Here is a 25,113-nt window from a genome sequence, read left to right as displayed (position 1 = left end):
GTTTCTGTTCCTCGACAGCTCAGAAACCTAGACCCAGCAACGACGTGCCCTACTGCTACCAGGGCAAACCCACCCACACATCACTACGAAGAGCCAGAAATAGCCCATCGGTCCGACGGTCACGCGACGTCCGTCGAGCCACACAGCAAGTCCACGCCCAGCCCACTGGTTCGAGCGACACAACGCCTGGCCCCGAATAGCTCACATCCGGAGTGCCGCCGAGCACCACGAGCGCGGTGGCACTCCCGTCTACACTCGCGTCGGCTCCGCAACGCTCCACACCAGATCACTGCGCCGCCGCCGCACGACGGCGAGACCGATCCGCCCCGCACCACGTCCCACCCCACGACGACGTGTACCTCACCGGCACCAACTTCGGTATCGCCACCAAACGGCGACACCAACCCAGTCCCTGCTTCCCTTCACCAGCTGCGCCTCGCCACTGCGCGGCAACTGCTGGCCCGACGGTGTCGCGAAGCTCGATCGCGCGGCCGCCGCCAAACTCGGCGCGGCTCCCCCATCGCCAACCAGGAGGTCGCCACCAAGCGGCAACACCCGGCGCCGCCGCACGTCGCATCTCGAGCGCCGATCGACTACGACGAGCAACCCGCTCCCCGCCGACCAAGGCGTCGCCACCGAGCGGCAACGTCCACCCGGCCGCGCTCGCGGGCTCAATCACCGGACGACTCCCAGCTCAGCGACTAGTTCCACCGCCGGCCAACCCGATCCCGCCGCAAAGCTTTGCGGCCAAGCCAATCCCACGCCCCTCTCTCCGGCCGGCCAAGCTGTCGCCGCCGAGCGGCAACGTCCACCCGACCGCGCCGCGAAGCTTCGCGGACCCAGCGAATTCCGGCTCAGCACCACCACCCCGTCGACCAGCCGTCGCCGTTGAGTGGCAACGCGCCGCCAGACCGGGTCACAGAGCTCGATCGCGGGCGTCGCCACTGAGTGGCGACACCCGCCGTTGCCGTGGTCAGCCACAGAAATCCGGCAGCCGACCTGCAGATCCCACCGTTCGCCACTCAGCGGCAACAGCTCCAGCCGGCGGCGAAAGGCCAAAGCACCGTTGCCACCGAATGGCGAAAGCCGAACCGAACACGAGCCAGCGACCTCAGTCACCACCCCGGAAATACGGAAGCCCGCCGGCCGTCGCCATTCAGAGGCGAACGGCCGGCGGGCCTCGAGGTGAACCGAAGTCAGATGTCCTGGACCGGGTTGGTCAGGGTGCCGATGCCTTCGATGGTGATCGAGACCGACTCGCCGTCGACGATCGGGCCGACGCCTTCCGGCGTGCCCGTCAGGATGATGTCGCCGGGCAGCAGCGTCATGACGCCCGAGATGAACTCGACCAGCTCCGGCACCTTGTGCACGAGGTCGGACGTGCGGCCGTCCTGCTTGACGTCGCCGTTGACCTCGCTGCGCAGTGCCAGGTCCGACGGATCGATCGACGTCTCGATCCACGGACCGAGCGGGCAGAACGTGTCGAAGCCCTTCGCGCGGCCCCACTGGCCGTCGGACTTCTGGAGTTCGCGGGCGCTCACGTCGTTGGCCACCGTGTAGCCGAGGATCGCGCTCGCCGCCCGGTCGGCGGACACGTTCTTCACCGGCTGACCGATGACGATCGCCAGCTCGCCCTCGAAGTCGATGCGACCGACGTCACGCGGGCGCCGGATCGGCGCATTGGGGCCGATGACCGTGGTCGACGGCTTGATGAACAGCATCGGCGCCGCCGGCACCTCGTTGCCGAACTCGGCCGCGTGCTTCGCGTAGTTCCTGCCGACGGCGATGACCTTCGACGGCAGGATCGGCGCGAGCAGGCGGACGTCGGCGAGCGGCCACCGCTTGCCGGTGAAGTTCGGCTGGCCGAACGGGTGCTCGGCGATCTCCAGGACTTGGGCGTCGTCGCCCTCGCCCTCGATCGAAGCGAACGCGACACCACCACTGGGATGAGCAATACGGGCTAGACGCACCCGGCCAGTCTACGTACGCCGCCGCCGAGACGCTCGCCCCCGGCGGCGCGAACGGTCCCCTCGCGCCGTCCCGGAGCGAATGGGCCGCTCGCGTCCGCCGCGACCTGCGGATCGATCGCTACGAGGTGCACGAGAGGTCCGTTCGCCCGCTTTCTCACCGGAAATCCTCGACGTCCACGCCGGCCATGCGCCAACCTGACCGCACAGCCATCGACGCAGCCCACCCGACACAGCCCACCGACGAACCTCGCAGAGAGGAGCCGCCGATCTCAGACGCGAGCCGTGAGGCTCTTGTGGACGAGCGCGTCGCACATCGCCATCCAGCTCGCCTCCACGATGTTCCCGTGCACACCGACAGTGGTCCATTCCCGCTCACCGTCGCTGGATTCGAGCAGGACACGGGTCACAGCGTGGGTGCCCGGGTTTGACGGCAGGATGCGCACCTTGTAGTCGGACAGCTCCACGGCGTCCAACCAGGACAGGTGGGGGCTGAGCGCCTCCCGCAGGGCGGCGTCCATCGCGTGCACCGGTCCGTTGCCCTCGGCCGTGGCGATGACGCGTTGCCCATTCACGTGGACCTTCACCGTCGCCTCCGAAACGACCTCGCCGTCCGACCGGTGGTCGAGGACGACGCGGTACGACTCCAGGTGGAACGGCGGCGTCACCGGCTCCTCACCGGACACGTCCTCGACTTCACGGCGCAGCAGCAACTCCAGCGACGCATCGGCAGCCTCGAACGACCAGCCGTCCGCTTCGAGGTCCTTCACCTTGCGCACCGCGTTCGTCAGCGCTTCGGGCTGGCCGGCAAGGTCGACCCCGAGTTCACGTCCCTTGAGCTCGAGGCTGGCCCTGCCGGCCATCTCCGTGACCAGTACCCGCATGCCGTTGCCGACTGAAGATGGATCGATGTGGTTGTACAGCAACGGATCCACCTTGATCGCGCTAGCGTGCAGCCCCGCCTTGTGGGCGAAGGCCGACGACCCGACGTAGGCCTGGTGGGTGTCGGGTGCGAGGTTGGCGATTTCGGCAAGCGCATGGGAGACGCGGGTGAGCTCGATGGCACCTCCGATCGGGAGGACCTCCATTCCGAGCTTGGTCACGAGGTTTCCCGTCACGGCGAACAGGTCGGCGTTGCCGGCCCGCTCCCCATAACCGTTCGCGGTGCACTGGACGTGCGTCGCGCCGGCCTGCACCGCGGCGACGGAATTCGCCACGGCGCAGGAAGTGTCGTCCTGGCAATGGATTCCCAAACGGAACCCGGTCTTGTCCTTGACCTCGCGCACGGTCTCCGCGAGGCCGAGCGGCAGCTGGCCGCCGTTGGTGTCGCAGAGCACGAGGACGTCCGCGCCGGCACTGGCGCCGGCGTCCAGTACTCGCAGCGCGGTGTCGGGTGAGAACGCGTATCCGTCGAAGAAGTGCTCGGCGTCGAGGAACACGCGCCGGCCTTCGCCGGTCAGAAACGCGACGGTGTCGCGGACCATGGCGCACGCCTCTTCGACGTCGACGCGCAGCGCGCGTTCGATGTGCCGCAGGTCGGATTTCGCCACCAAGGTGACCACGGGAGCTTCGGCGTCCAACAGCGCACGGACCTGCGGATCCTCGGACGCGCGGGTGCCCGCCTTGCGCGTGGCCCCGAAGGCGACCAGCGCGGCGTGCTTCAGCTCCAACTCGCCCTTCGCCGCCCGCGCGAAGAACTCCGTGTCCTTCGGCAACGCGCCCGGCCAGCCGCCCTCGATGAAGCCCACGCCGAGCTCGTCGAGCAGCCGGGCGACGGCGAGCTTGTCGGTGACGGAGTACGTGATGCCTTCGCGCTGGGCGCCGTCGCGCAGGGTCGTGTCGTAGAGGTGGAAGGCGTCACCGAGGGGCGTTTCGGCGGGCTCCGTGCGGGTCACGGTGTCTCCTTGTGGCGGGGCAGAACCTGTTTCTGGCAACAAAAAAACCTCCCGCATGGGTGCGAGAGGTTGCGCGCCGGAAGCTCTTGTGGAGCGTCTATCCGGCGCGCTCGGCGATAATGATCGAGATGGCGGTCATGGTTTGCATGATGCCACAGCTCCGCCCGGCATCCAAGTGCCGGGCGGCGCTTCTCACTTCCTGGGAGCCGGTCAACGGGGCAGACCAGCCAGGTACCTGCCGAACGCTTGCACGGCCGAAGCGTTGCGCGGCCCCTCCACCAAAGCCCCTCGGGGCAAGGCAAAAAGCGGCCCTGCTTTACCGGGAGGTCACGCAGGCCGGTTGCGAGCGGAGGACGTTGTCCTTGTCTGCGACGGTGCCGACCTCACCGCCGTAGTCGTTGGTGAGGATGATGTCGGGCGAGCGCTGGACCACGGCCTCCCGGCTGACCGTGGTCCAGCTGTCGTCGACGTCGGAGAAGATGTTGGTGTCGCCGCTTTGGTGATGACCTCGTGGGGGCCAGCCTTGCGGGCGGCCGTGAACGGCTGGTCGCGGCCGTCGTCGTAGAGGAACACCGTGTGCCGTTGCCCCTGAGTGGCGACGGCCTTCCTGGCCGCCGCGACCTGGTCGCGGTATTGCTTCACCAGTTTCTCCGCGCGGCCGCAGACGCCGAAGAGCTGGCCGAGGTTGCGCAAGGTTGGAGTAGAGCGCTGCGAGCGGAGGCATGATGCCGCACTGCTTGCCGACACCGTCGCGGCAGGCCTCCGTCAGCTGGTCGCTCTGGATGCCGAGCTGCGTGAACGTGTCGGGCGTGAAGCCGGTGCTCTCGGAGAAGCCGCAGGTCCAGTCCGCGAACACCAGGTCGGCTCCGGCGCCCTCTACGACTTCGCAGTTGATCTTCTCAGCAAGCTTGGGCACCTTCGTGAAATCGGCTTCCACGGCGAAGAGGCGACGCCACCCGACTGTCCTTTGTCGACGACGTAGCCGGCCACCCGGTCGTCGAGGCCGAGGGCGAACATCAGCTCGGTGATGCCGATGTCGTTGGCTGGCAACGGCCGGTGTCGGCGGTCCGGAACTTCAGATGCCCGGCGAACCGACGAGGTCGGATCCCGCGGACGGCGCATCATCGGCGGCTCGGTCGGCACGCTCGGCTTCGCCGCTGATCGGCGCCAGCCATGGCGGTTCCGGCGGAGTTGGGTCGGCGCCGCGTTTGCTGCGGAAGGGTTCACCGCTTTTCGGCCACGATCCGAGTGCCGTGTCCGGACCTCCGATGGGTGGACCAGACTCGCGCGAATCGCGCCCGGCCGACGGTGGGACGTCAGCGGATCCGTCACCAGGCTTGGGTTCGCCACTGAACGGCAACGCCGGTGAAAGGCCTGCCGCGGCTGAGTCGGCAAGGCCTGAGTCACCAAAGCCGGATTCGCCGTCGGTCGGCGACGCCCGAGGCGACCCGTTCGGAAGCCGCAGGGAAAGAAGGCGTGGAGTCCGAACCGTCAGACGACGAGAATTTCGGAGCGGCACCGGCAGGGCCCGACCTGCTCAGGGTCCACACAACGACGACGTCAGCCATGCCGAGGAGAGGAGGGTTTCGTCTCCCGTAGACCGCGACGGGAGGGACGAGGGTGATGCTAGAACCCCGCCGGTGTCGGGCTCGCCCGCGGTCTGCGAGAACACAGACCGCGGGCCAACCGTTGCGGAACAGCGCCGGATTTCGACCGGCTTCCGCGGCGGGAGTTCCTTACGACAGCGTCAGCTGACGGAGCGCACGTTCGACGAGACGAGCGCGGCCAGCCGGTCGCCGATCGCCTGGGTGGTGCCGGGCGACGCCTGGTCGCGCGTCGCCAGGTCGAAGGCCACCGACGCCTCGATGCGGCGCGCGGCCTCCTTGTGGCCCAGGTGGTCGAGCAGGAGCGACACCGAGAGCACGGCGGCCGTCGGGTCGGCGAGACCCTGGCCGGCGATGTCGGGGGCACTGCCGTGGACCGGCTCGAACATGCTCGGGTTGCGGCGCGTGATGTCGAGGTTGCCGCTGGCCGCGAGGCCGATGCCGCCGGTGACAGCGGCTGCCAGGTCGGTGATGATGTCGCCGAAGAGGTTGTCGGTGACGACCACGTCGAAGCGCGACGGGTCCGTGACCAGGTGGATCGTGGCGGCGTCGACGTGGGAGTACGCGACCGTGACGTCGGGGTGCTCCAGCGAGACCTCCTCGACGATCCGCGACCACAGCGACCCGGCGTACTCGAGCACGTTGGTCTTGTGCACGAGCGTGAGGTGCTTGCGCGGCCGCTCTTCGGCGCGGTTGAACGCGTCGGCGACGACACGGCGGACGCCGAACGCCGTGTTGACGCTGACCTCCGTGGCGACCTCGTGCTCGGTGTCCTTGCGCAGCAGGCCACCGTTGTTGGTGTACGGGCCTTCGGTGCCTTCGCGCACCACGATCATGTCGACCTCGCCGGCGTCGGCCAGCGGGCCGCGCACGCCCGGGTACAGGCGCGCCGGGCGCAGGTTCACATGGTGGTCGAGCTCGAAGCGCAGGCGCAGCAGCAGGCCGCGCTCGAGGATGCCGCTGGGCACCGTCGGGTCGCCGACCGCGCCAAGCAGGATCGCGTCGTGCTGACGCAGCTCGCCGAGCACCGACTCGGGGAGCAGCTCCCCCGTCGAGTGCCACCTCGCGGCACCGAGGTCGTAGTTCGTGATCTCCGCCGTCGGTGCTACTTCACCGAGCACCTTGAGCGCCTCGGAGACCACCTCGGGCCCGATCCCGTCACCTGGGATCACCGCGAGCCGCATCCACACACCTCCGTAGACCAGGCCACCGAACGCACCGATGGCCCATCCGCAAGAAAACGCCAGCAGCGGAAGGTTACCGGCCGTAGACAAGACGCCGTAGCCGCACCACCCTTATGCCGCATCCTCCCGCAGGGTGAGACACCTGAACGGGTGAAAACAAAGGGGGCCTCCCGGGTCGCCACGACCCGGAAAGCCCCCTATCACCGCTATTCGGGGAACGTGGCCAGTAAGACGAGCCTTCCCCGATCGGAGGACCCCGCCACCCTGTTCAGCCCGGTGACGGGGCCTCACCTCACGGCCGCGTCACCGCCGACTCGATCCGCACGACGCCCGCGCGCGAGCCGGCCGCGTTGTGGTGCTCGATCGCCAGCAGGCCCTTCGGCTTGTCACCGGCGACGGCCCCGGCGTTGCGGTTGACCACCAGCTGGGTACCGGGCTTCGCGACGTAGCCCAGGGCCGCGTCACCGCCGCCCTGCACCGAGAACGCCGGCGCCAACGCGTCGAACGAGATCGGCGTGCCGACGAAGTCGATCAGCCCGTCGGTGCTGCCCGGCGCGACGTAGTAGCCCGCCGTGCCGACGGTGTAGCTGATCCGGTGCGACGCCTCGTTCGGATCGATGCCCAGCGCGGCGATGCTGACCGGCAGCACGATCACGTTGGTGTCGAACACGTTGGTGTCCACGTCGCCGAGCTGACCGTTGACCGCCTGCAGGTCCACCGTCGGGTTGCCCGCCTGCGTCAGCGACACCGTGGCGGCCAGGAGCACGTCGGTGCCCGTCGCCTTCGTCACGAAGGTCTCGAAGTCCGGCTTGCCGTCGCCCGTCGTGTCGAAGTCGACGAACGGGATCGTGTTGCTGCCCAGGTTCGCGAAGTCGCCCCAGGTGGTGAGGCCGAACGCGAGCATGGCGCTCTCCGGTTCGCCCTGCGCCTTGGCGAGCGGGGCCGTCGACGCCGCGCCGATGTAGCGCAGGTCGCCGCCCTTCGCGGTGCCGTTGAGCGTGCAGTCGGACGAGACGCCCGCGCCGCACTCCGGCAGCTGCGCCGATTCGGCCTGCAGCTCCAGGACGCTGACCAGCGAGCGGTAGCGCTGCGCGCCGGTGCCCTGGTCGATGCCCTTGCCGCCGAGGTTCAGCACGGCCTGGTTCTGGCCCCCGCCGAAGTGCACGCCGGCCGGCGTCGTGATGGCCGAGACCGGTTTCGGCGCCGCGTACACGGCGACCCGCAGCGGCACCGTGGCGTCGGTCTTCGGGGTGAACGCGACGCGGCCCGAAGCGTCGGCCACGAACTGGCGGGCGAGCCCGGCCTGCGCGGCCTCCATGGTCGGGTCCATGACCTTGCGCAGCGCCTTCGGGTCGGTGATCTTCAGCGTCACCTTCACCGTCGCGACCCCGCGCGGGCTGAGCTTCACCGAGCTCTTGTCCACTGTGTACTGCACGCCGGGCAGCGAGGTCACGGCCTCGTACGCCACCGAGTACTCGACCGGCGCGGTGCCCTTGTTGACGACCTTGATCGTCTTCGAGAGCGTGACCGGTCCCGCCGCCTCGACGGTGCCGAACGTGACGCTCACGGCACCCGGGTCGTCCTGCACGTAGGCGAGGACCTGGTTGTCCAGCGCGGCCTTGGCGTCGATACGACCGGTCCCGACGCGCTGCGGCGCGTAGGTGTGGCCCGCGCCGTCGGTGATGTCGTGCACGGCCGAGCCGACGACGTCGGCCTTGACCTCCTCGACGTTCCAGTCGGGGTGCGTCTGGCGGACCAGCGCCGTGATGCCCGCGGTGTGCGGGGTGGCCATCGACGTGCCAGAGATGGAGAGCCGGCCGTTGCCGCTGCCGCGGAACGCCGACGTGATCGTGTCACCAGGCGCCGTGACGTCCGGCTTCACCGACGGGCCACGGCCACCACGCGAGGTGAACGAGCTCGGGGTGTCCACGATGGTCTTGTCCGTGGTCTGCAGGCTCGCCCGGCCGGCGCCGAAGAAGCGCACCGCCAGCGTGCCCGCGGTCAGGCCCGGACGCACGGCCGTGGTGGCCTTGCCGGTGAGCTGGAACATCGGCACGCCCGCGTTGCCCGCGATGCCGGCGGCGGGGTGCTCCAAAGTGGACGACAGCAGCACGCCCTTCGCCCCCGCGGCCTGCGCGTTGTTGGCGCGCGCGGCGGAACCACAGGCACGGGTGGCGTCGTTGTCGTCCCACTCCAGCCACGCGATCTTGCCCGCGACCTTGGCCTTGTCCTCGGCGGAGAACGCGTTGCAGCCCGCGTTGTTGGCGGGCGAGATCGGCACGACGGGCGCGGTGAGGTCGAGCGTGTCGTAGCCGGTGTAGTCCTGGCTGTACTGGCCCGGCTGCTGCCCCTTGATCGGGGCGGTGACCTCGAGAGCGTCCTTCAGCTCGCCGGCGTCGCGGCTGCTGGCGACGGTGAGCGCCTCGGGCGTGTTGCCCGGCGAGCCCGCGACGTCGTTGAGGTCGCCGCCGTTGCCGGCCGCGATGACCGGGAGGACACCGTTCTGGGCGAGCTTGCGCACGAACAGCGAGTCGGGGTCGTCCGGCGCGCCGAAGTCGCTGCCCAGCGACAGGTTGACGATGTCGAGGTGGTCGGTGAAGTCACCGTCGCCGTCGGGGTCGAGCGCCCAGTCGAGAGCCTGCGAGGTGACGTTCGTGGAACCCGTGCAGCCGAACACCTTGATCGCGTAGAGCAGGGCCTTGGGCGCGGTGCCCGGGCCGATGCGCATGGCGTCGAGTTGCTTCTTGTTCAGCTTCTTGTAGTTCCCGGTGAACGTGGTGCCGTCGGCGTTCACGCCGAAGCCCGCGATCGTGCCGGCCACGTGCGTGCCGTGCTCGCCGCACGCGATGGGGTTGAGGTCCGGCTTCGGCGTCGGCGAGCCCGTCTTGCCCTCGGCGTCGTAGTCGTCACCGACGAGGTCGGCGCCGCCCACGACCTTCGCGCTCGGGAACAGCGGCGACGGCTTGGTCCGGTCCACCGCCTGATAGGCCGCGGGCGTGCCGGGGCCGCCGAAGTCGGCGTGGGTGTAGTCGATGCCGTCGTCGATCACGCCGACGCGGATGCCGTCACCGAACTTGCCGGTCTGCTGCCAGCTCGCGAGCGTGTTGGTGAGTTGCTCGGCGCTGGCGTTGTTCTTCGTCTTCGGCACGACCGTGCGCACCGAAACGACGTCGGGACGCTTCGCGAGCTCACGGATCTTCGCGGCGTCGGCGGTCACCACGGCACCCGCGACGGCGTTCGACGTCTGCGTGACCAGCTTCGTGCTCGCATCGGCCTTCTTGAGCTGTCCGACGACGGAGTTCACCGCAGCGGCGACGTCCGCCTTCGCGGCGCGCGCGGCCTGCTTGGCCTTCTCCTTGCCGGCGCCCTTGCCCTGCTCGGCGTTGAACGCGTCGACGGCCGGCTTCTTCGCCAGCTCCACAAACGCGGTGACCTTGCCCCGCGCGGCGTCGAGCCGCGGCGAGATCTTGCCCTGCAACCCCGCGGCGGCGACCTTGGCCGGCGCGACCGGGTCGGCGAGCGGCGCACCCTGCGCCGACGCGCCCGACGCGGCGGAGACGGCTGCGGCCAAGACCACCGCGGACACGGCAGCCGTGGAACGCGCAGCCCACCCGGGCAACCGGGATCTGCTCATGAGTACCCAACCCCTTTACTCGAGGCCTGGATCGCGAACCTGCCTGGCGCTCCCCGATCAACCACCCCCGACAGGTGAGCACCGGCGCCGCACCGTGCTCTCACGGTGCGTGGTTCTGCCTCGCGGCACAGAACCTAGCTGCCCGATACACCTACTTTCGTGGTGAAAATGCTCCGTTACACGAATGTTGCCCGTCTGGGGGGACTCGACAAAGGAAAGCCCCTCCCCCCGCCACTCGGACGGGGAAAGGGGCTTTCGAAAAGCGGACGGGACTAGTTGAAGTCCACCGCGCGGATCGTGTGCGCGCCCACGGTGGCACCGATCGGCTCGAGGACGTTGCTGTCCACGTGGCGGTCGACGCGCAGCAGCATCACGGCGTCGGAGCCGTCGGTGGTCTGGCTGATCTGCGCGGCCTCGATGTTGATGCCGGCCTCGCCGAGCAGCGTGCCGACGCGGCCCATCACGCCCGGGCGGTCCGGGTAGTCGAGCAGCAGCACATTGCCCTCGGCGCGCAGGTCGAAGTGGCGGCCGTTGACCTCGACGATCTTCTCGACCTCGTCCTTGCCGGTCACCGAACCGGAGACAGTCAGCGCGGTGCCGTCCGTGTGGACCGCACGCACCGTGACGAGGCTGCGGAACTTCGGGCTCTCGCTCTCGGTGACGAGGTCCACCTGCACGCCCAGCTCCTCGGCGAGCCGCGGCGCGTTGACGAACGTGACCTGGTCGTCGACGACACCGGCGAACACCCCGCGCAGCGCCGCGAGCTGCAGCACCGACGTGTCCTCACTGGACAGCTCGCCCTTGACCTCGACGGTCACCGACGTCGGCGCCTTCGGGCTCAGCGCGGTGAGCACCGTGCCCAGCTTCTGCGTGAGCGACAGGTACGGCCGCACGTGCTCGCCGACGGCGCCGCCGCCCGAGACGTTCACGGCGTCCGGCACGAAGTCCCCGCGCAGCGCCAGCAGCACGGAACGGGCGACGTCGGTGCCCGCACGGTCCTGCGCCTCGGAGGTGGAGGCGCCCAGGTGCGGCGTGACGACCACGTTGGGCAGCTCGAACAGCGGGCTGGCGGTGGTGGGCTCGGTGACGAACACGTCGATGCCCGCGCCGCCGACGTGGCCGCTGCGGATCGAGTCGGCCAGCGCCTCCTCGACGATCAGACCGCCGCGCGCGGCGTTGACGATGATCACGCCCGGCTTGGTCTTCTTGAGCGCCTCGGCGTCGATGAGGCCCTTGGTCTCCGGCGTCTTCGGCAGGTGGATGGAGATCGCGTCGGCGCGCTCCAGCAGCTCGTCGAGCGGCACGAGCTCGATGCCGAGCTGCGCGGCGCGGGCGGCCGAGACGTAGGGGTCGTACGCGATCAGCTTCGTGCCGAACGCGGCGAGGCGCTGGCTGAACAGCTGGCCGATCTTGCCGAGGCCGACGACACCGATGGTCTTGCCGTTGAGCTCGACGCCCGAGAACGAGCTGCGCTTCCACTCGCCGCCGCGCAGGCTCTGGTCGGCGGCCGGCACCCGGCGGGCGACGGCCAGCAGGAGCGCCACGGCGTGCTCGGCGGCGGACACGATGTTCGACGTCGGGGCGTTGACCACCAGCACGCCACGCTCGGTGGCGGCGGGCACCTCGACGTTGTCCAGCCCGACACCGGCGCGGGCCACGACCTTGAGCTGCGTGGTCGCGCCGAGCACCTCGGCGTCGACCTTCGTGGCGGATCGCACCAGGAGCGCGTCGGCGCTCTTCACCGCCTCGAGCAGCGCGGGACGGTCCGTGCCGTCCACATGCCGGACCTCTACCTCGTCACCGAACACACTCAGCACGGAAGGCGCGAGCTTCTCCGCGATGAGGACGACGGGTTTGCTGGGCTTGGTCACGATGCGGCTCCCACTATCTGGTCACGAAATCGAGGACGCTCTCCTACGCGCACGCCGTTGTGCCCGGATGGGCGGGAGTTTAGCCCGGTTGGGGGCCCCGGTGCTGCCCGCGTTGTTAACTCGCTCGTAATCCGGCGAAAACTTCGTCGCGGGGCCGGTCAGGGTGGTCGGGGGTCGGGCTGGGCCGCAGCGGCGGGGGTTGGGTTTGCGGCAAGGAAAACGGTGCTGGGTAGGGGCGGCGGGGTGCGGCGAGTGGGATGTTTCGTGCGTTCCACGTGGTGGGATGAGTGGGTGGTGAGGTAGGGGCGATTGGGGTGAAAGGGATTTACTACGTCGCGGTGCCCGGATGAGGGAAGGGGATGAGCTGAGCCCGCCCCCGAAGAGAAGTGCGGCGCGTGCGCCTTCTTCCCTGCCCGGTGCCGGCGGACCACGGGCGAACCGGGGGGACGGAAGGACTCCCCATGGCCTCGTTGCCCGCCAAACCCGACCTTGCCCAGCTGCGCAAGCTCGCGAAAGAGCTGGCGCGCGCGAAGTTGATCAAGTTGTCCGAGGCGCAGTTCCGCGTCGCGCGAGGGCACGGGTTTCCGAGCTGGCCGAAGTTGCAGGCGTAAGTCCGGCGCGTCGCCGAGGGCGGGCCGAGTCAGCAGCACGCCTACCACGCCGACACCGAGTACTACAGCGAACGCGCCTTCGGGCTGCTCGCGTCCGCCGAGGACGGGACGGCCGGCGCGCGCGAGGCGTTCGAGCGTCAGGAGCAGCCGTTGACGCATGAGGGCGCGCGGACGGTCGTCGCCAAGGAGCACGGTTCGGGTCGTGGCGCGGGTTGCGCCGGCACGTCGTGGCGCCGGCGGACAGTGGCGAGCCGTTCGCGCGGGCGTTTCGCCTCCTGGAGGGGAGGGACGTCGACGGGCTGGCGGCGGTGGTCGACGAGTTCCCCGAGCTCGTCCACGCGCGCGGCACCAACGGCAACGACCTCCTCGGCATGGCCGGCGCCACGTGCGACGAACGGCTCACGCGCGTCCTGCTCGAACGCGGCGCCGATCCCGCGCGGGGCCACGCCCACAGCTGAACCCCGTTGCACCAGGCCGCCTACAGCAACCTCCCCCTGCTCGCCGATCCGCTGCCGACGCCGGCGCACCATTCGACGTGTCCGCACGCGGCGACAGCGGGACTCCTCTCGTCGTCGCGTTGTTCTGGGGAAACCGGGCCGTGGCCGAAAAACTGGCGACGCGCGAGCGGCCCCCTCGCAACCTCCGCGTCGCGGCGGGTATCGGGGACGCCGAGCTGCTGGACGCGCTCGTCCGTCCGAACGGGACACTCGCGACGGCGGCGGGTGCGCACCGTGAGTTCTACCGGCCCCACAGTGGTTTCCCGTTGTGCCCCCACCGACGATCCCGGGAGATCCGCGACGAAGCCCTCAGCTGGGCAGCGCGCAACGACCGCACCGAAGCCCTGCGCACCCTCGCCGAGCGCGGCGCGGACCTCGACGCCGACGTCTACCGCGGCACCGCCCTCACCCGGGCCGCCGCGCAGGGCAAAGTCGCCGCCCTACGCACGGCGCTGGAGTTGGGCGCGGACGTGAACCGCGTCGGGACGTTCGGCGGCCCGAGGCAGTGTGGGGATCACGGCCCTGCACCTCACCGCGCAGAACAATCGGCTCGACGTCATCGAGGTCCTCGTCCGAGCCGGCGCCGACCTCGACGCGCGCGACAACCTCTGGAACTCGACCGCCGAAGGCTGGGCCCACGCGTGCGACCGCCCCGCCTCGCGCGATTTGCAGGCGAAAGCCCGGTAGACAAGCGGAGTCCGTAGTCCGTATCGTCGACTCGGCCGAGACGGACTACGGACTCCGTTTCATTCGCTGGGAGGACTCCATGACCACACCCCGAGAAGTCTTCGAACAGCTTTCCGAGGGCATCACCGCCGGCCGGTTCGACGAGCTTTCGCAGCTGTACGCAGAGAACACCGTCGTCGAGCACGCCACCCCGATCCCCGTCCCCGGCCGAATCGAGGGGCGGGAGGCGGTGCACGAGCGGTTCGTGGGCGGCTTGGGGGCAACGTTGCGGCTGTCGACGAGCGACGTCGTCGTCCACGAGACGACGGACCCGGAGGTGATCGTCGCCGAGTTCCGGTACACGGTGGAATCGTCGCTCAGCGGCAAAAAGACCGAAACCGGGAACATCCAGATGCTGAGGGTGCGCGACGGGCTGATCGTCCACAGCCGCGACTACCACGACTACCTGCGGATGGCGGCCGTCCAGGGCGCGGCGGCCGGGCTCGCCGAGGCGTACGCCCAGGTTCCGCCGCACGAACCCGGCCCGGTCCAACCGCGGCCGGCGCAGCTCGCCGCCCGCGAAAGCCCGCTCGGCGTGTTCCAACGCCTCTGCTACGGCGTTTCCGACCAGCGCTGGTCCGAGCTGCCCGACCTCTACGCCGAGGTCACCGACGTCCGCCACCCGTTCCTGCCGGGCGCACCCGTTCTGACGTCCCGCGAAGACCTGCGCACGCACTTTGCGCTGGCCGGCGAGATCGGCATCCGCATGCAGGCGACGGACCTCGTCACCTACCAGGGCACCGACCCCGAGGTGCTGATCGGCGAATTCGCCTACGAGGGGCAACTATGCGCAACGCCGTTCCGCGTGAACAACATCTTCGTGCTGCGCGTGCGCGACGGGGAGATCGTCGAGTCCCGCGACTACGGCGACCACCCGGCGCTCGCGGCCGGCCGGCTTCAGGAGCTGGTCGAGCGTGTCACCGCCTAGGCCTCGAGATCCTCCGGCAGGTCGAACTCGCCGTCCCGGACACCCTTCACGAACGCGTCCCACTCCGACGGCGTGAACACGAGCACCACACCGTCCGGTTTGGACGACTGGCGCATCGCCACGTACGTGACGCCATCGGTGTGCGGCACGAAGGCGTACTCCACGCAGTCCTCGAGCGTGACGCCTTCGGGCTCGGCCCTGATCCAAGGGGCGTCGGTGAGGTCCAGCTCGTGCCGGATGTGCGCCTTGTCGTCGACGGGCTGATCACTCATGGCACCAGCGTATCGACCCACCGCGACAGGTCTCGCCACTGAATGGCGAAAGCACCGAAAAGGCCCCCTCACCTGCGGGCGAGGGGGCCTTTCGAACGATCACAAGACGATCAGGCGGTCTCGGTGATCGGCCGGTCCACCCACGACATGAGAGCACGCAGCTTCTTGCCGGTCTCCTCGATCGGGTGCTGGTTGCCCTGCTCCTCCAACTTGAGGAAGTTCGGGCGCCCGGCCTCGTCCTCAGCGACCCACTCGCGCGCGAAGGTGCCGTCCTGGATCTCGCCCAGGATCTTCTTCATCTCCTCCTTGACGGCCGGCGAGATCACGCGCGGGCCGCGGGTGAGGTCGCCGTACTCGGCCGTGTCGGAGATCGAGTAACGCTGACGCGCGATGCCGCCCTCGTACATGAGGTCGACGATCAGCTTGAGCTCGTGCAGCACCTCGAAGTAGGCGATCTCCGGGGCGTAACCGGCCTCGGTCAGCACCTCGAAGCCCGTCTGCACGAGCGCCGACGCGCCACCGCAGAGCACAGCCTGCTCACCGAAGAGGTCGGTCTCGGTCTCCTCGGTGAACGTCGTCTTGATGACGCCCGCGCGGGCACCGCCGATGGCGGCCGCGTACGACAAGGCCAGCGCCTGCGCGCCACCGGTCGCGTCCTGCTCCACCGCGATCAGGCAGGGCACGCCCTTGCCGTCCACGAACTGACGGCGCACCAGGTGACCCGGGCCCTTCGGGGCGACCATGGCGACGTCGACGTTGCCCGGCGGCTTGATCAGGTCGTAGCGGATGTTGAAGCCGTGGCCGAAGAAGATCGCGTCGCCGTCCTTCAGGTTCGGCGCGATGTCCTCGGAGTAGATGAAGCGCTGCTTCGTGTCCGGCGCGAGGATCATGATCAGGTCGGCCTCGGCCGCGGCCTCGGCGACGCTCAGCACGCGCAGGCCCTGCTCCTCGGCCTTCGCCCGCGACTTCGACCCCTCCGGCAGGCCGATGCGGACGTCGACACCGGAGTCACGCAGGCTCAGCGAGTGGGCGTGGCCCTGGCTGCCGTAGCCGATCACGGCGACCTTGCGACCCTGGATGATCGAAAGGTCCGCGTCGTCGTCGTAGAAGATTTCCACTGCCATGGGGGTACTGCTTCCTTTCGGGTTACTGCTGAAAAACGACTTGAAGAAAAATCAGCGGGGCGAGGTGGCGGTGATCGAGCGGGCCCCGCGGCCCACCGCGACCATGCCGGACTGCACGAGCTCCCGGATGCCGTACGGCTCGAGCATCCGCAGAAGCGCGCCGATCTTGTCCGACGTCCCGGTCGCCTCGACGGTGAGCGCCTCCGGGGACACGTCCACCACCTTGGCACGGAAGAGCTGAACGGTCTCGAGGACCTGGCTGCGCACGGTCGCGTCGGCCCGGACCTTCACGAGCAGCAGTTCACGCTGCACTGCGGAAGACTGCTCCAGCTCCACGATCTTGATCACGTTGACCAGCTTGTTGAGCTGTTTGGTCACCTGTTCGAGCGGTAGCTCTTCAACGGCGACCACGATCGTCATGCGGGACACCTCGGTGTTTTCCGTAGGGCCCACGGCGAGGGACTCGATGTTGAAGCCGCGGCGGGAGAACAGGCCCGAGACCCGGGCGAGCACGCCGGGCTTGTTCTCGACCAGCACGCTCAACGTGTGGACGGTCATCGGTCTTCTCCTTCCGCAGCGCCAGCGGCTTCGGCGGCTTCGAGGGTCTCGGCGGCTTCCTGCGAAACCTCGTCGTCGTCGAACAGCGGCCGGATGCCGCGGACGGTCATGATCTCGTCGTTGCCTGTGCCCGCGGCCACCATGGGCCACACTTGGGCATCCTTCCCCACGACGAAATCGATCACGACGGGGCGGTCGTTGATCTCCATCGCGCGGCGGATCGTCGCGTCGACGTCCTCCTTGGTCTCACAGCGCAGCCCCGCGCAGCCGAGCGCCTCGGCCAGCAGCGTGAAGTCGGGGATGCGGTGCTTGTGAGTACCGAGGTCGCTGTTGGAGTACCGCTCCGAGTAGAACAGGTTCTGCCACTGCCGGACCATGCCGAGGTTGCCGTTGTTGATCACGGCGACCTTGATCGGCGCGCCCTCGATGGCGCACGTGGCGAGCTCCTGGTTGGTCATCTGGAAGCAGCCGTCGCCGTCGATCGCCCACACCTGCTGCTCCGGCAACCCGAACTGCGCGCCCATGGCCGCCGGGACGGCGAAGCCCATCGTGCCGAGGCCACCGGAGTTGATCCAAGTACGCGGCTTCTCGTACTTCACGAACTGCGCGGCCCACATCTGGTGCTGGCCGACGCCGGCGGTGAACACCGCGTCGGGGCCGGCCAGCTCGCCGATGCGCTCGATGACGTATTGCGGCGACAGCGAACCGTCGTCGGGCCATTCGTAACCGGCCGGGTAGGTGTCGCGCCACGAATCGACCTGCGTCCACCAGTCGGTGAGGTCGGGCCGGTGGCCGTGCTCGAACTCGGCCTTCACGGCGGCGATCAGCTCGCCGATGATCTCGTTGCAGTCGCCGACGATCGGCACGTCGGCCTTGCGGTTCTTGGAGATCTCGGCCGGGTCGATGTCGGCGTGGATCACCTTCGCGTCGGGCGCGAACGACGACGTCGCGCCCGTGACGCGGTCGTCGAAGCGGGCGCCGAGCGCGATCAGCAGGTCGGAGCGCTGCATCGACGCGACCGCGGCGACGGACCCGTGCATGCCGGGCATGCCGACGTGCTGGCGGTGCGAGTCGGGGAACGCGCCGCGCGCCATCAGCGTGGTGGCGACCGGGATGCCGGTCAGCTCGGCCAGCTCCATCAGCTGCGCGGACGATTCGGCCTTGATCACGCCACCGCCGACGTAGAGCACCGGGCGGCGCGCGTTCGCGATGAGCTTCGCGGCTTCGCGCACCTGCTTGCCGTGCGGCCGCAGCGTCGGGCGGTAACCCGGCAGCCGAATGTCGGGCGGCCAGGAGAACGAGGTCATCTCCTGCAGCACGTCCTTGGGAATGTCCACCAGCACCGGGCCGGGCCGGCCCGTCGACGCCAGGTGGAACGCCTCGGCGATGGTCCGCGGGATCTCCGCCGGATCGGTGACGAGGAAGTTGTGCTTGGTGATCGGAATCGTGATGCCGCAGATGTCGGCTTCCTGGAACGCGTCGGTGCCGATCAGCCCACGCGACTGTTGCCCCGTGATGGCGACGACAGGCACCGAGTCCATGTTCGCGTCGGCCAGCGGGGTGACGAGGTTCGTGGCACCCGGGCCCGACGTCGCCATGCAGACGCCGACCTTGCCGGTCGCCTGGGCGTAGCCGGTGGCGGCGTGCCCGGCGCCCTGCTCGTGGCGGACGAGGACGTGGCGGACCTTCGTGGAGTCGAGCAGCGGGTCGTACGCCGGGAGGATCGTGCCGCCGGGGATGCCGAAGACGACTTCGGCGCCGACCGCCTCGAGCGAGCGGACGAGCGACTGCGCGCCCGTGACCCTTACCGGTGTTCCCGCCGGCGGCGCCGGCTTCGGACATGCTCCTGGGACACCGGGCGCGGTCGGCCCGGGCTTCGCGTCGCTGCGCGACGTGGCACTGGTCATCGGTTCTGCCTCGTAGGTTCTCGGTGTCACTCGTTCGGATTGTCTGTGGCCGTACTGCCGGTCGGAAACCGGTTCGACGCAACAAAAAACCCCCGCCGACCAGTAAGGTCGCACGAGGGTCGCGCGTCGACGCAGCGGACTCTTCCTAAGCGTCGACGCGCTGAGGAAGTACGAGGCCGGTCTGCGTTGTCACGACGCTGACGTTAGACCGGCGTCCGCGCGAGTGTCAACTCTGCGGGACGGCGGTTCCGCATGCTGGACCGCCAGTACTACTCTCCGGGCGGCCCCGCGACCCCGGCGCAAGCACGCCGGAGACGCGGTGCACCATTCATTGGTGGCGGAAAAAGAGCAGGGCCAGCGCGCGGACGAAGGCCGGAAGGCCGTGTTCAAGATCCCCAGCACGGCGTACATGGCGATCGCGCTCCTGACCGTGTGTGTGACACCGATCGCACTCGGGGAGATCAACGGGCTGCAATGGCTGTACGTCTTCCCGATCGCGCTGTTCGTCTTCGTCATGCGCACGCGCACCGTCGCGACGCGCGAGGGCCTGGCGGTACGGACGGTGTTCGGCAAGCGCGACCTCCCGTGGTCGGCATTGAAGGGGCTCGCCATCACCGGCAGGGCTCGTGTGCGTGCCGTACTGGGCGACGACACGCAGGTCACGCTGCCGACGGTGCGGACGCGCCACCTTCCGGTGCTCGCCCTGGTCAGCGAGGGGAAGATCAAGGACCCCTCGGGCGTGCTGAGTGACGAAGAGCTGAAGCCGGCCGATGAAAAGGCCACCACGAAGCCGGTCGAGAAGGCCCCGAAGCAGGCCTCCGAGGCCGCGCCCGCCGAGACCGGCGGTTCGACGGCCGAACCCAGCGAGTAGAATTGGTAGGACCAGTTTGCGGAGCGGTCTCGTGACTCCGCCTGGACAAGCCTTCTGACTTGGGAGAATGCCGTGCCGCACCTCCGTTCCCGGACCACCACCCACGGCCGCAACGCGGCGGGCGCGCGCTCGCTCTGGCGTGCGACCGGCATGACCGACAGCGACTTCGGCAAGCCGATCGTCGCGATCGCCAACTCCTACACGCAGTTCGTGCCGGGCCACGTGCACCTCAAGGACCTCGGGGAGATCGTCGCCGAGGCGGTGAAGGAGGCCGGCGGCATCGCGCGTGAGTTCCACACGATCGCCGTCGACGACGGCATCGCGATGGGCCACTCCGGAATGCTCTACTCGCTCCCTTCGCGCGAGATCATCGCGGACTCCGTCGAGTACATGGTCAACGCGCACCAGGCCGACGCGCTCGTGTGCATCTCCAACTGCGACAAGATCACGCCAGGCATGCTCAACGCCGCCATGCGCCTCAACATCCCCACGGTGTTCGTCTCCGGCGGACCGATGGAAGCCGGCAAGGCCGTGGTCGTCGGCGGCGTCGCCCAGGCCCCCACCGACCTGATCACCGCGATCGCCGCCTCGGCGAGCAGCGAGGTCGACGAGGACGGGCTGTCGGTGGTCGAGCGTTCGGCCTGCCCGACCTGCGGATCCTGCTCCGGCATGTTCACCGCGAACTCCATGAACTGCCTCACCGAGGCGCTGGGCCTGTCGCTGCCGGGCAACGGCTCCACGCTGGCCACGCACGCCGCGCGCCGCGAACTGTTCTCCAACGCCGGCCGCACGGTCATCGACCTGTGCAACCGCTGGTACGGCGAGGACGACGCGTCGGCGCTGCCGCGCTCGATCGCCACCAAGGAGGCGTTCGAGAACGCGATGGCGCTCGACATGGCCATGGGCGGCTCGACCAACACCGTGCTGCACATCCTCGCCGCCGCGCAGGAAGGCGAGGTCGACTTCACGATCAGCGACATCGACGAGATCGGCCGCCGCGTGCCGTGCCTGTCGAAAGTGGCGCCGAACTCCGACTACCACATGGAAGACGTCCACCGCGCCGGCGGCATCCCCGCCATCCTGGGTGAGCTCTACCGCGGCGGGAAGCTGAACACCGGCGTCCGCTCGGTCCACTCCCCCGACCTCGACTCCTGGCTGAAGGAGTGGGACATCCGCGCGGAGTCGCCGTCGGAGAAGGCGCTGGAGCTGTTCCACGCGGCTCCGGGCGGGGTGCGCACCACCAAGGCGTTCTCGACGGAGAACCGCTGGTCGTCGCTCGACACCGACGCCGTCGGCGGCTGCATCCGCGACGTCGAGCACGCGTACACGAAGGACGGCGGCCTCGCGATCCTGCGCGGCAACCTCGCCGAGAACGGCGCCGTGATCAAGGCCGCCGGCATCGACGAGGACCTGTGGCACTTCGAGGGTCCCGCGCGGGTGCTCGAGAGCCAGGAAGAGGCCGTGTCGGCGATCCTCAACAAGGAGATCCAGCCGGGTGACGTGCTGGTCATCCGCTACGAAGGCCCCGCCGGCGGGCCGGGCATGCAGGAGATGCTGCACCCCACCGCGTTCCTCAAGGGCTCTGGCCTGGGCAAGAAGTGCGCGCTGATCACGGACGGGCGCTTTTCCGGCGGTTCGTCGGGCATCTCCGTCGGTCACATCTCGCCGGAGGCGGCGGCGGGCGGCCTGATCGGCCTGGTCGAGAACGGCGACCGCATCCTGCTGGACGTCCACGAACGCCGCCTCGAGCTGCTGGTCGACGCCGAGATCCTGGCGGAGCGGCGGTCGAAGATGGAAGCGGCGGAGCGGCCGTGGCAGCCGAAGGAGCGCCAGCGCCCGATCACGGCGGCGCTACGTGCCTACGCCCGGATGGCGACCTCGGCCGACACGGGTGCGGTGCGGGACCCGAACAAGTGAGTCTTCGCTCGCGAGTCTGAGCGGGAGGGCCGTCCACCTGGTGTGGGCGGCCCTTTCCTTGGTCGCCGCTTCGTTCGTTTCCGCTGAGTGGCGACGTCGGTGTTCGCGGTGTTCACGGCAAGTTCTCGCTCGTGAGGGCCGTCCACTCCGGTGCGAGTGAATGGCCCTTTCGTTCGTCGCCGCTCAACGGCGATACGCAGGTCAGCGCGGCAAAACGATGACCACGACCGACGCCGCCGCGGCCAGCAGCAGCGAGACGATGCCCAGCGGTAGCGGCCGCCTGCGCCACGGCGTGTTCTTCTCCAGGGAGATGCGGCCGGCGCCGGTGAAAATCAGGGCGAGGGCGACGATGCCGATGAGGAGCTCGAACTCCCAGCCGCGGCCGTCACCCTCGAAGAAGCCGCCGTGGAACTTCGCGTAGACGACGTTCGCGGCGACGCCCAGGATGCCGGCGGCCGCGAGCGGCGTGAAGAGGCCCACCAGCAGCAGGGCGCTGCCGCCGACCTCGACGATCCCGGTGATCCAGGACAGCAGCGTGGTCTGCTTGTGGTAGCCGAACGTCTCGAGCACGTGCGCGAACCCCGTGATGCCGGGTCCGCCGAACGCTCCGAACAGGTGCTGCAGGCCGTGGGCCCCCACGATCACGGCCAGCCCCACACGCAGGATCAGCAGGCCGAGGCCGCCCTGGCGCACTTCATCGTCGTTGTTGCTCGTCGAGTCCTCGACCCCGGACAGCAGGCCGGTCTGGTAGTCGTCCCCTTGACTGGTCACGCGCGAAGGGTAGGGGATACCGATCCCGGCCGCGGGCGAGCGCGCCGAGGTCAGGGGACCTTTCGGGTCTTGCTGTCAGTACTCGTCGTGGACCAAGTTGTCGGGCAGGTCACCGCCCGCATAGCGCGCGATCTCGGCTGCGGCAACGGCGTACGCACGACGGAGCACCCCGGACACGACCCCGCCGACGTGCGGCGTGATCAGCAGACCGGGCACCGTCCACAGCGGGTGTTCCGCCGGCAGTGGCTCGGGGTCAGTCACGTCGAGCGCGGCGCGCAGGCGGCCGGCGGATAGCTCGGCGAGCAGCGCATCGGTGCGCACAACGGGACCTCGTGCCGCGTTGACCAGCACCGCGCCGTCGCGCATCGCGGCCAGGAACTGCGCGTCGACCATCCCGCGGCTGCGCGACGTGAGGGGGACCATCAGCACCACGATGTCATGCTGCGGCAGCAGTTCGGGCAGTTCAGCGACGCCGTGGACGCCATCGCGGGCCGACACGCCCACCATGGTGCAGCGGACGTCGAACGGTTCCAGCCTGCGCCGCAGCTGTCGGCCGAGGTCGCCGGCGCCGATGATGAGCGCGTGCTGTCCCTGGAGGGTCTCGGACGGGAGCCATTCCCAGTGCCGTTCGCGCTGGGCGGTCGCGAACACGTCCAGCTTCCGGTAGATCGACAGCAGCACCGCGACGACCCATTCAGCCGTGCTACCGCCGTGCGCGCCGCGGCCGGTGGACAGCAGGACGCCGTCGGGGAGCTTGCCCACCCATTCCTCGGCGCCGGCGGAGAGCAGCTGGACGAGTTTGAGGTTGGGCAGTTCGCGCCACAGCTCGTCGCCCGCGGGGTGGCGGCCGGGGATGAGCACTTCCGCCTTCTCGGCCTCCGGCGGAACCGGGTCTCCCCACTGGTAGCGCACAGCGTGCACCATTGGGCTCTCCGAGAGCGCTGCGACGCCCTCGTCGTCAGGTACCAACACAGTCAGAGTCATGATCACCACGTTAGCCACTTACTCCGCGCTCACGCGGGGGCACCTAGGCTGGAGCATCATGCGTACCCGGTACCGGTGGTCGGCGCCGCTGGCCCTCCTCGCCTCTGGCGGGCTCCTGCTGTCGGGCTGCGCGCGGTTCGACGACACCGCCGCCGGCCAGACGTTCAGCGCCGCCCCGGTGCCCAGCCCCGAGTCGCCGCCGCAGGTGCAGGACCCGAACGACCCGTCCGGCGACGGCCAAGGCGGCGTCGGTCAGGGCGGTCAGCAGCAGTCGCCCACGCCGATCCCGCCGCCGCAGGGGTGCAAGGACTTCGACAAGGCCGTGATCGCCACGTGCCTCGACACGGTCGCGGCCGTCGCCGGCCTCCCGGGCGACGGCTCGACCCCCGCGGCGCTCGCCGGTGAACGGAAATCGGGCCGCGTGGTTCTTGCCACAGCCGGCCGCGACGCGACGCCGTTCGAGCAGCTCGACGTCGTCGCCACCGGTGACGGCGGCCTGACCTCACTGGCACTGTCGCCGAGCTACGTCGAGGACCAGCTGGTATTCGCGTACATCACCACGGCGACCGACAACCGCGTCGTGCGCTTCGCGAAGGGCCAGCCGCCGAAGCCGGTGCTCACGGGCATCCCGAAGGGCGCGACCGGCAACCGCGGCGCCCTCGTCGGCGACGGCCGCGGCTCCCTGTTCGTCGCGACGGGCGACGCGGGCAACCCCGCGGCGGCGGCCGACCCGAAGTCGCTGGCGGGCAAGGTACTGCGCATTGACACGTCGGGCAGCCCGGCCGCAGGCAACCCGACCGCGGGCTCGGCTGTGTACGCCTCGGGCCTCCACGCCCCCGGCGGCCTGTGCAGCTCCCCCGACGGCAAGCGCGTGTGGGTCACCGACCAGACCGCTGGGCCCGACGCGCTGTACCGCGTCCAAGCGGGCCAGCCCCTGTCGACGCCCGCGTGGACCTGGCCGGACAAGCCGGGTGTCCGGGGCTGCGCCGACTTCTCCGACCTGGACGGCCTCCTCAGCATCGCGTCGTCCGTCGGCCTGCAGAACCTGCCGGTCAACCCGGACGGGGCCGTCACCGGAAAGCCCAACGTCAGCCTCGACGGCAAGGGCAAGCCCCCCACGACATACGGCCGACTCGCCGCCATGAGCATGATCAGCCCCCAGCTGGCGGTCGCCGGCACCACCAACAAGGACGGCGCCAAACCCGTCTCCAGCGACGACCGCGTTGTCCTCATCACGATCGTCCAAACCGATGGCGGCCCGGGGAAGGATTGAGGTCCGGCTTCGGCCTGACCTGGGGGTTGGTGGTTGTCGCCGTTGAGCGGCGACGACTGGTACCGGGCTGATCCTCGCCCAGCGCGTTGCCTCAGCCGATGGCCCCAGCACGTCGCCATCGACCGACGAACGCCCGGACTTCACGCCACCTCTCAACAGCGCGTCTCCGTTCGCCCTTCGGCGGCGACGAGTTCACCGAACCTTGGCACCGCAGTGGTCGCCACTTCGCGGCGAATCGCGGTGACCGTTCCGAGTCGAGTCGACAGTCGCCGTTTAGAGGCAAATCCCGGTTGCGGTTCCGAGAGACACAGCACCCGCCATCCGGGGGCCAATCCTGCTGCTGTTCCTTGGCGAAGCGGCAGTCGCCCTGCAGTGGCGAATCGCGTTGCCCCATAAGCGAAGCGACAGCACTCGCCACCCAGCGGCGAGTCGCGGTTGCCGTTACCCAGACGAGCCGGCAACCGCTTTCAGAGGCGAATCGCGTTGCCGTTCAGGGGCGAGGTGACCGTCGCCATTGAG

General features: G+C 69.4%; 19 protein-coding genes, 1 pseudogene and 1 riboswitch. Of the genes and pseudogenes, 8 read left to right on the top strand and 12 right to left on the bottom strand.

Translation table 11 applies throughout. The features are described 5' to 3' along the window. Nucleotides 1-1,196: 1,196 nt before the first annotated feature. The 6 genes from AB0F91_RS25195 to serA form a co-directional block, all read right to left on the bottom strand. Nucleotides 1,197-1,970: a fumarylacetoacetate hydrolase family protein gene (locus tag AB0F91_RS25195; protein WP_360601055.1), complete on the bottom strand. Its 774-nt coding sequence runs from the start codon at nt 1,968-1,970 to the stop codon at nt 1,197-1,199. Between the two features lie 269 nt (nt 1,971-2,239). Beyond that, entirely contained in the window at nt 2,240-3,862 is a 1,623-nt protein-coding gene (gene cimA, locus AB0F91_RS25190) for a citramalate synthase (RefSeq protein WP_360601053.1), read from the bottom strand. 316 nt (nt 3,863-4,178) lie between these two features. Next, nucleotides 4,179-4,799, bottom strand: a complete 621-nt coding sequence (locus AB0F91_RS25185) for a hypothetical protein (RefSeq protein ID WP_360601051.1) — start codon at nt 4,797-4,799, stop codon at nt 4,179-4,181. A 680-nt stretch (nt 4,800-5,479) separates the two neighbouring features. Continuing rightward, a riboswitch (cobalamin riboswitch) is annotated at nt 5,480-5,637 on the bottom strand. Continuing rightward, nucleotides 5,610-6,650, bottom strand: coding sequence for a 3-isopropylmalate dehydrogenase (locus AB0F91_RS25180; RefSeq protein ID WP_360601049.1), 1,041 nt, complete (start codon nt 6,648-6,650; stop codon nt 5,610-5,612). (Overlaps the previous riboswitch by 28 nt.) Nucleotides 6,651-6,942: 292 nt before the next feature. Beyond that, entirely contained in the window at nt 6,943-10,284 is a 3,342-nt protein-coding gene (locus tag AB0F91_RS25175; protein WP_360601047.1) for a S8 family serine peptidase, read from the bottom strand. 272 nt (nt 10,285-10,556) lie between these two features. Then, on the bottom strand, nt 10,557-12,155 hold the full coding sequence (gene serA / locus AB0F91_RS25170; protein WP_360601045.1) for a phosphoglycerate dehydrogenase: 1,599 nt from the start codon (nt 12,153-12,155) through the stop codon (nt 10,557-10,559). A gap of 461 nt (nt 12,156-12,616) precedes the next feature. On the opposite strand from serA, the gene AB0F91_RS25165 reads away from it, so the two are divergent. The 5 genes and pseudogenes from AB0F91_RS25165 to AB0F91_RS25145 all read left to right on the top strand — a co-directional run bounded on the left by AB0F91_RS25165 (nt 12,617) and on the right by AB0F91_RS25145 (nt 14,917). Continuing rightward, nucleotides 12,617-12,766: a hypothetical protein gene (locus AB0F91_RS25165; protein WP_360601043.1), complete on the top strand. Its 150-nt coding sequence runs from the start codon at nt 12,617-12,619 to the stop codon at nt 12,764-12,766. A 212-nt stretch (nt 12,767-12,978) separates the two neighbouring features. Further along, nucleotides 12,979-13,224 (top strand): hypothetical protein, encoded by a 246-nt coding sequence (locus AB0F91_RS25160; RefSeq protein WP_360601041.1) that lies wholly within the window; start codon nt 12,979-12,981, stop codon nt 13,222-13,224. Further along, a pseudogene (locus AB0F91_RS25155) lies at nt 13,152-13,682 on the top strand (hypothetical protein); the annotation flags it as partial. The gene AB0F91_RS25160 and the pseudogene AB0F91_RS25155, both read left to right, overlap by 73 nt. An 88-nt stretch (nt 13,683-13,770) precedes the next feature. Next, complete coding sequence (locus AB0F91_RS25150; RefSeq protein WP_360601039.1) at nt 13,771-13,950, top strand: ankyrin repeat domain-containing protein; 180 nt, start codon at nt 13,771-13,773, stop codon at nt 13,948-13,950. Between the two features lie 79 nt (nt 13,951-14,029). After that, complete coding sequence (locus AB0F91_RS25145; RefSeq protein WP_360601037.1) at nt 14,030-14,917, top strand: nuclear transport factor 2 family protein; 888 nt, start codon at nt 14,030-14,032, stop codon at nt 14,915-14,917. Here the strand turns inward: AB0F91_RS25145 and AB0F91_RS25140 are convergent. From AB0F91_RS25140 to AB0F91_RS25125, 4 genes are all read right to left on the bottom strand, one after another. Continuing rightward, complete coding sequence (locus tag AB0F91_RS25140) at nt 14,914-15,189, bottom strand: DUF397 domain-containing protein (RefSeq protein ID WP_220237610.1); 276 nt, start codon at nt 15,187-15,189, stop codon at nt 14,914-14,916. The two genes, AB0F91_RS25145 and AB0F91_RS25140, sit on opposite strands and share 4 nt — an antisense overlap. Nucleotides 15,190-15,299: 110 nt before the next feature. Beyond that, entirely contained in the window at nt 15,300-16,313 is a 1,014-nt protein-coding gene (gene ilvC, locus AB0F91_RS25135) for a ketol-acid reductoisomerase (protein ID WP_360601034.1), read from the bottom strand. 51 nt (nt 16,314-16,364) lie between these two features. Beyond that, nucleotides 16,365-16,871: an acetolactate synthase small subunit gene (gene ilvN / locus AB0F91_RS25130; RefSeq protein WP_360601032.1), complete on the bottom strand. Its 507-nt coding sequence runs from the start codon at nt 16,869-16,871 to the stop codon at nt 16,365-16,367. Further along, the gene (locus AB0F91_RS25125) at nt 16,868-18,778 is read right to left on the bottom strand and encodes an acetolactate synthase large subunit (RefSeq protein ID WP_360601030.1); all 1,911 of its coding nucleotides are present in this window, start codon (nt 18,776-18,778) and stop codon (nt 16,868-16,870) included. The genes ilvN and AB0F91_RS25125 overlap by 4 nt, the downstream gene beginning before the upstream one ends. Before the next feature lie 334 nt (nt 18,779-19,112). Between AB0F91_RS25125 and AB0F91_RS25120 the strand changes: the two genes are divergently transcribed. Together AB0F91_RS25120 and ilvD are read left to right on the top strand one after the other, a co-directional pair. Then, complete coding sequence (locus AB0F91_RS25120) at nt 19,113-19,649, top strand: PH domain-containing protein (RefSeq protein WP_360601028.1); 537 nt, start codon at nt 19,113-19,115, stop codon at nt 19,647-19,649. A gap of 72 nt (nt 19,650-19,721) precedes the next feature. Further along, nucleotides 19,722-21,566: a dihydroxy-acid dehydratase gene (ilvD, locus tag AB0F91_RS25115; protein WP_360601026.1), complete on the top strand. Its 1,845-nt coding sequence runs from the start codon at nt 19,722-19,724 to the stop codon at nt 21,564-21,566. 201 nt (nt 21,567-21,767) lie between these two features. Here ilvD and AB0F91_RS25110 read toward each other — a convergent pair whose 3' ends face one another. Both AB0F91_RS25110 and AB0F91_RS25105 read right to left on the bottom strand, forming a co-directional pair. Then, the gene (locus AB0F91_RS25110; protein WP_360601024.1) at nt 21,768-22,337 is read right to left on the bottom strand and encodes a DoxX family protein; all 570 of its coding nucleotides are present in this window, start codon (nt 22,335-22,337) and stop codon (nt 21,768-21,770) included. Nucleotides 22,338-22,412: 75 nt separating this feature from the next. After that, a complete protein-coding gene (locus AB0F91_RS25105) occupies nt 22,413-23,321 on the bottom strand; it encodes a 2-hydroxyacid dehydrogenase (protein ID WP_360601022.1) in 909 nt (302 codons plus the stop codon). Between the two features lie 58 nt (nt 23,322-23,379). Between AB0F91_RS25105 and AB0F91_RS25100 the strand changes: the two genes are divergently transcribed. After that, a complete protein-coding gene (locus AB0F91_RS25100; protein WP_360601077.1) occupies nt 23,380-24,594 on the top strand; it encodes a PQQ-dependent sugar dehydrogenase in 1,215 nt (404 codons plus the stop codon). Nucleotides 24,595-25,113 lie beyond the last annotated feature (519 nt).

Origin of the sequence: Amycolatopsis sp. NPDC023774 (assembly GCF_040639695.1) — a bacterium.
GTDB lineage: Bacteria > Actinomycetota > Actinomycetes > Mycobacteriales > Pseudonocardiaceae > Amycolatopsis.
This window is presented reverse-complemented; position numbering and strand designations above follow the sequence as displayed.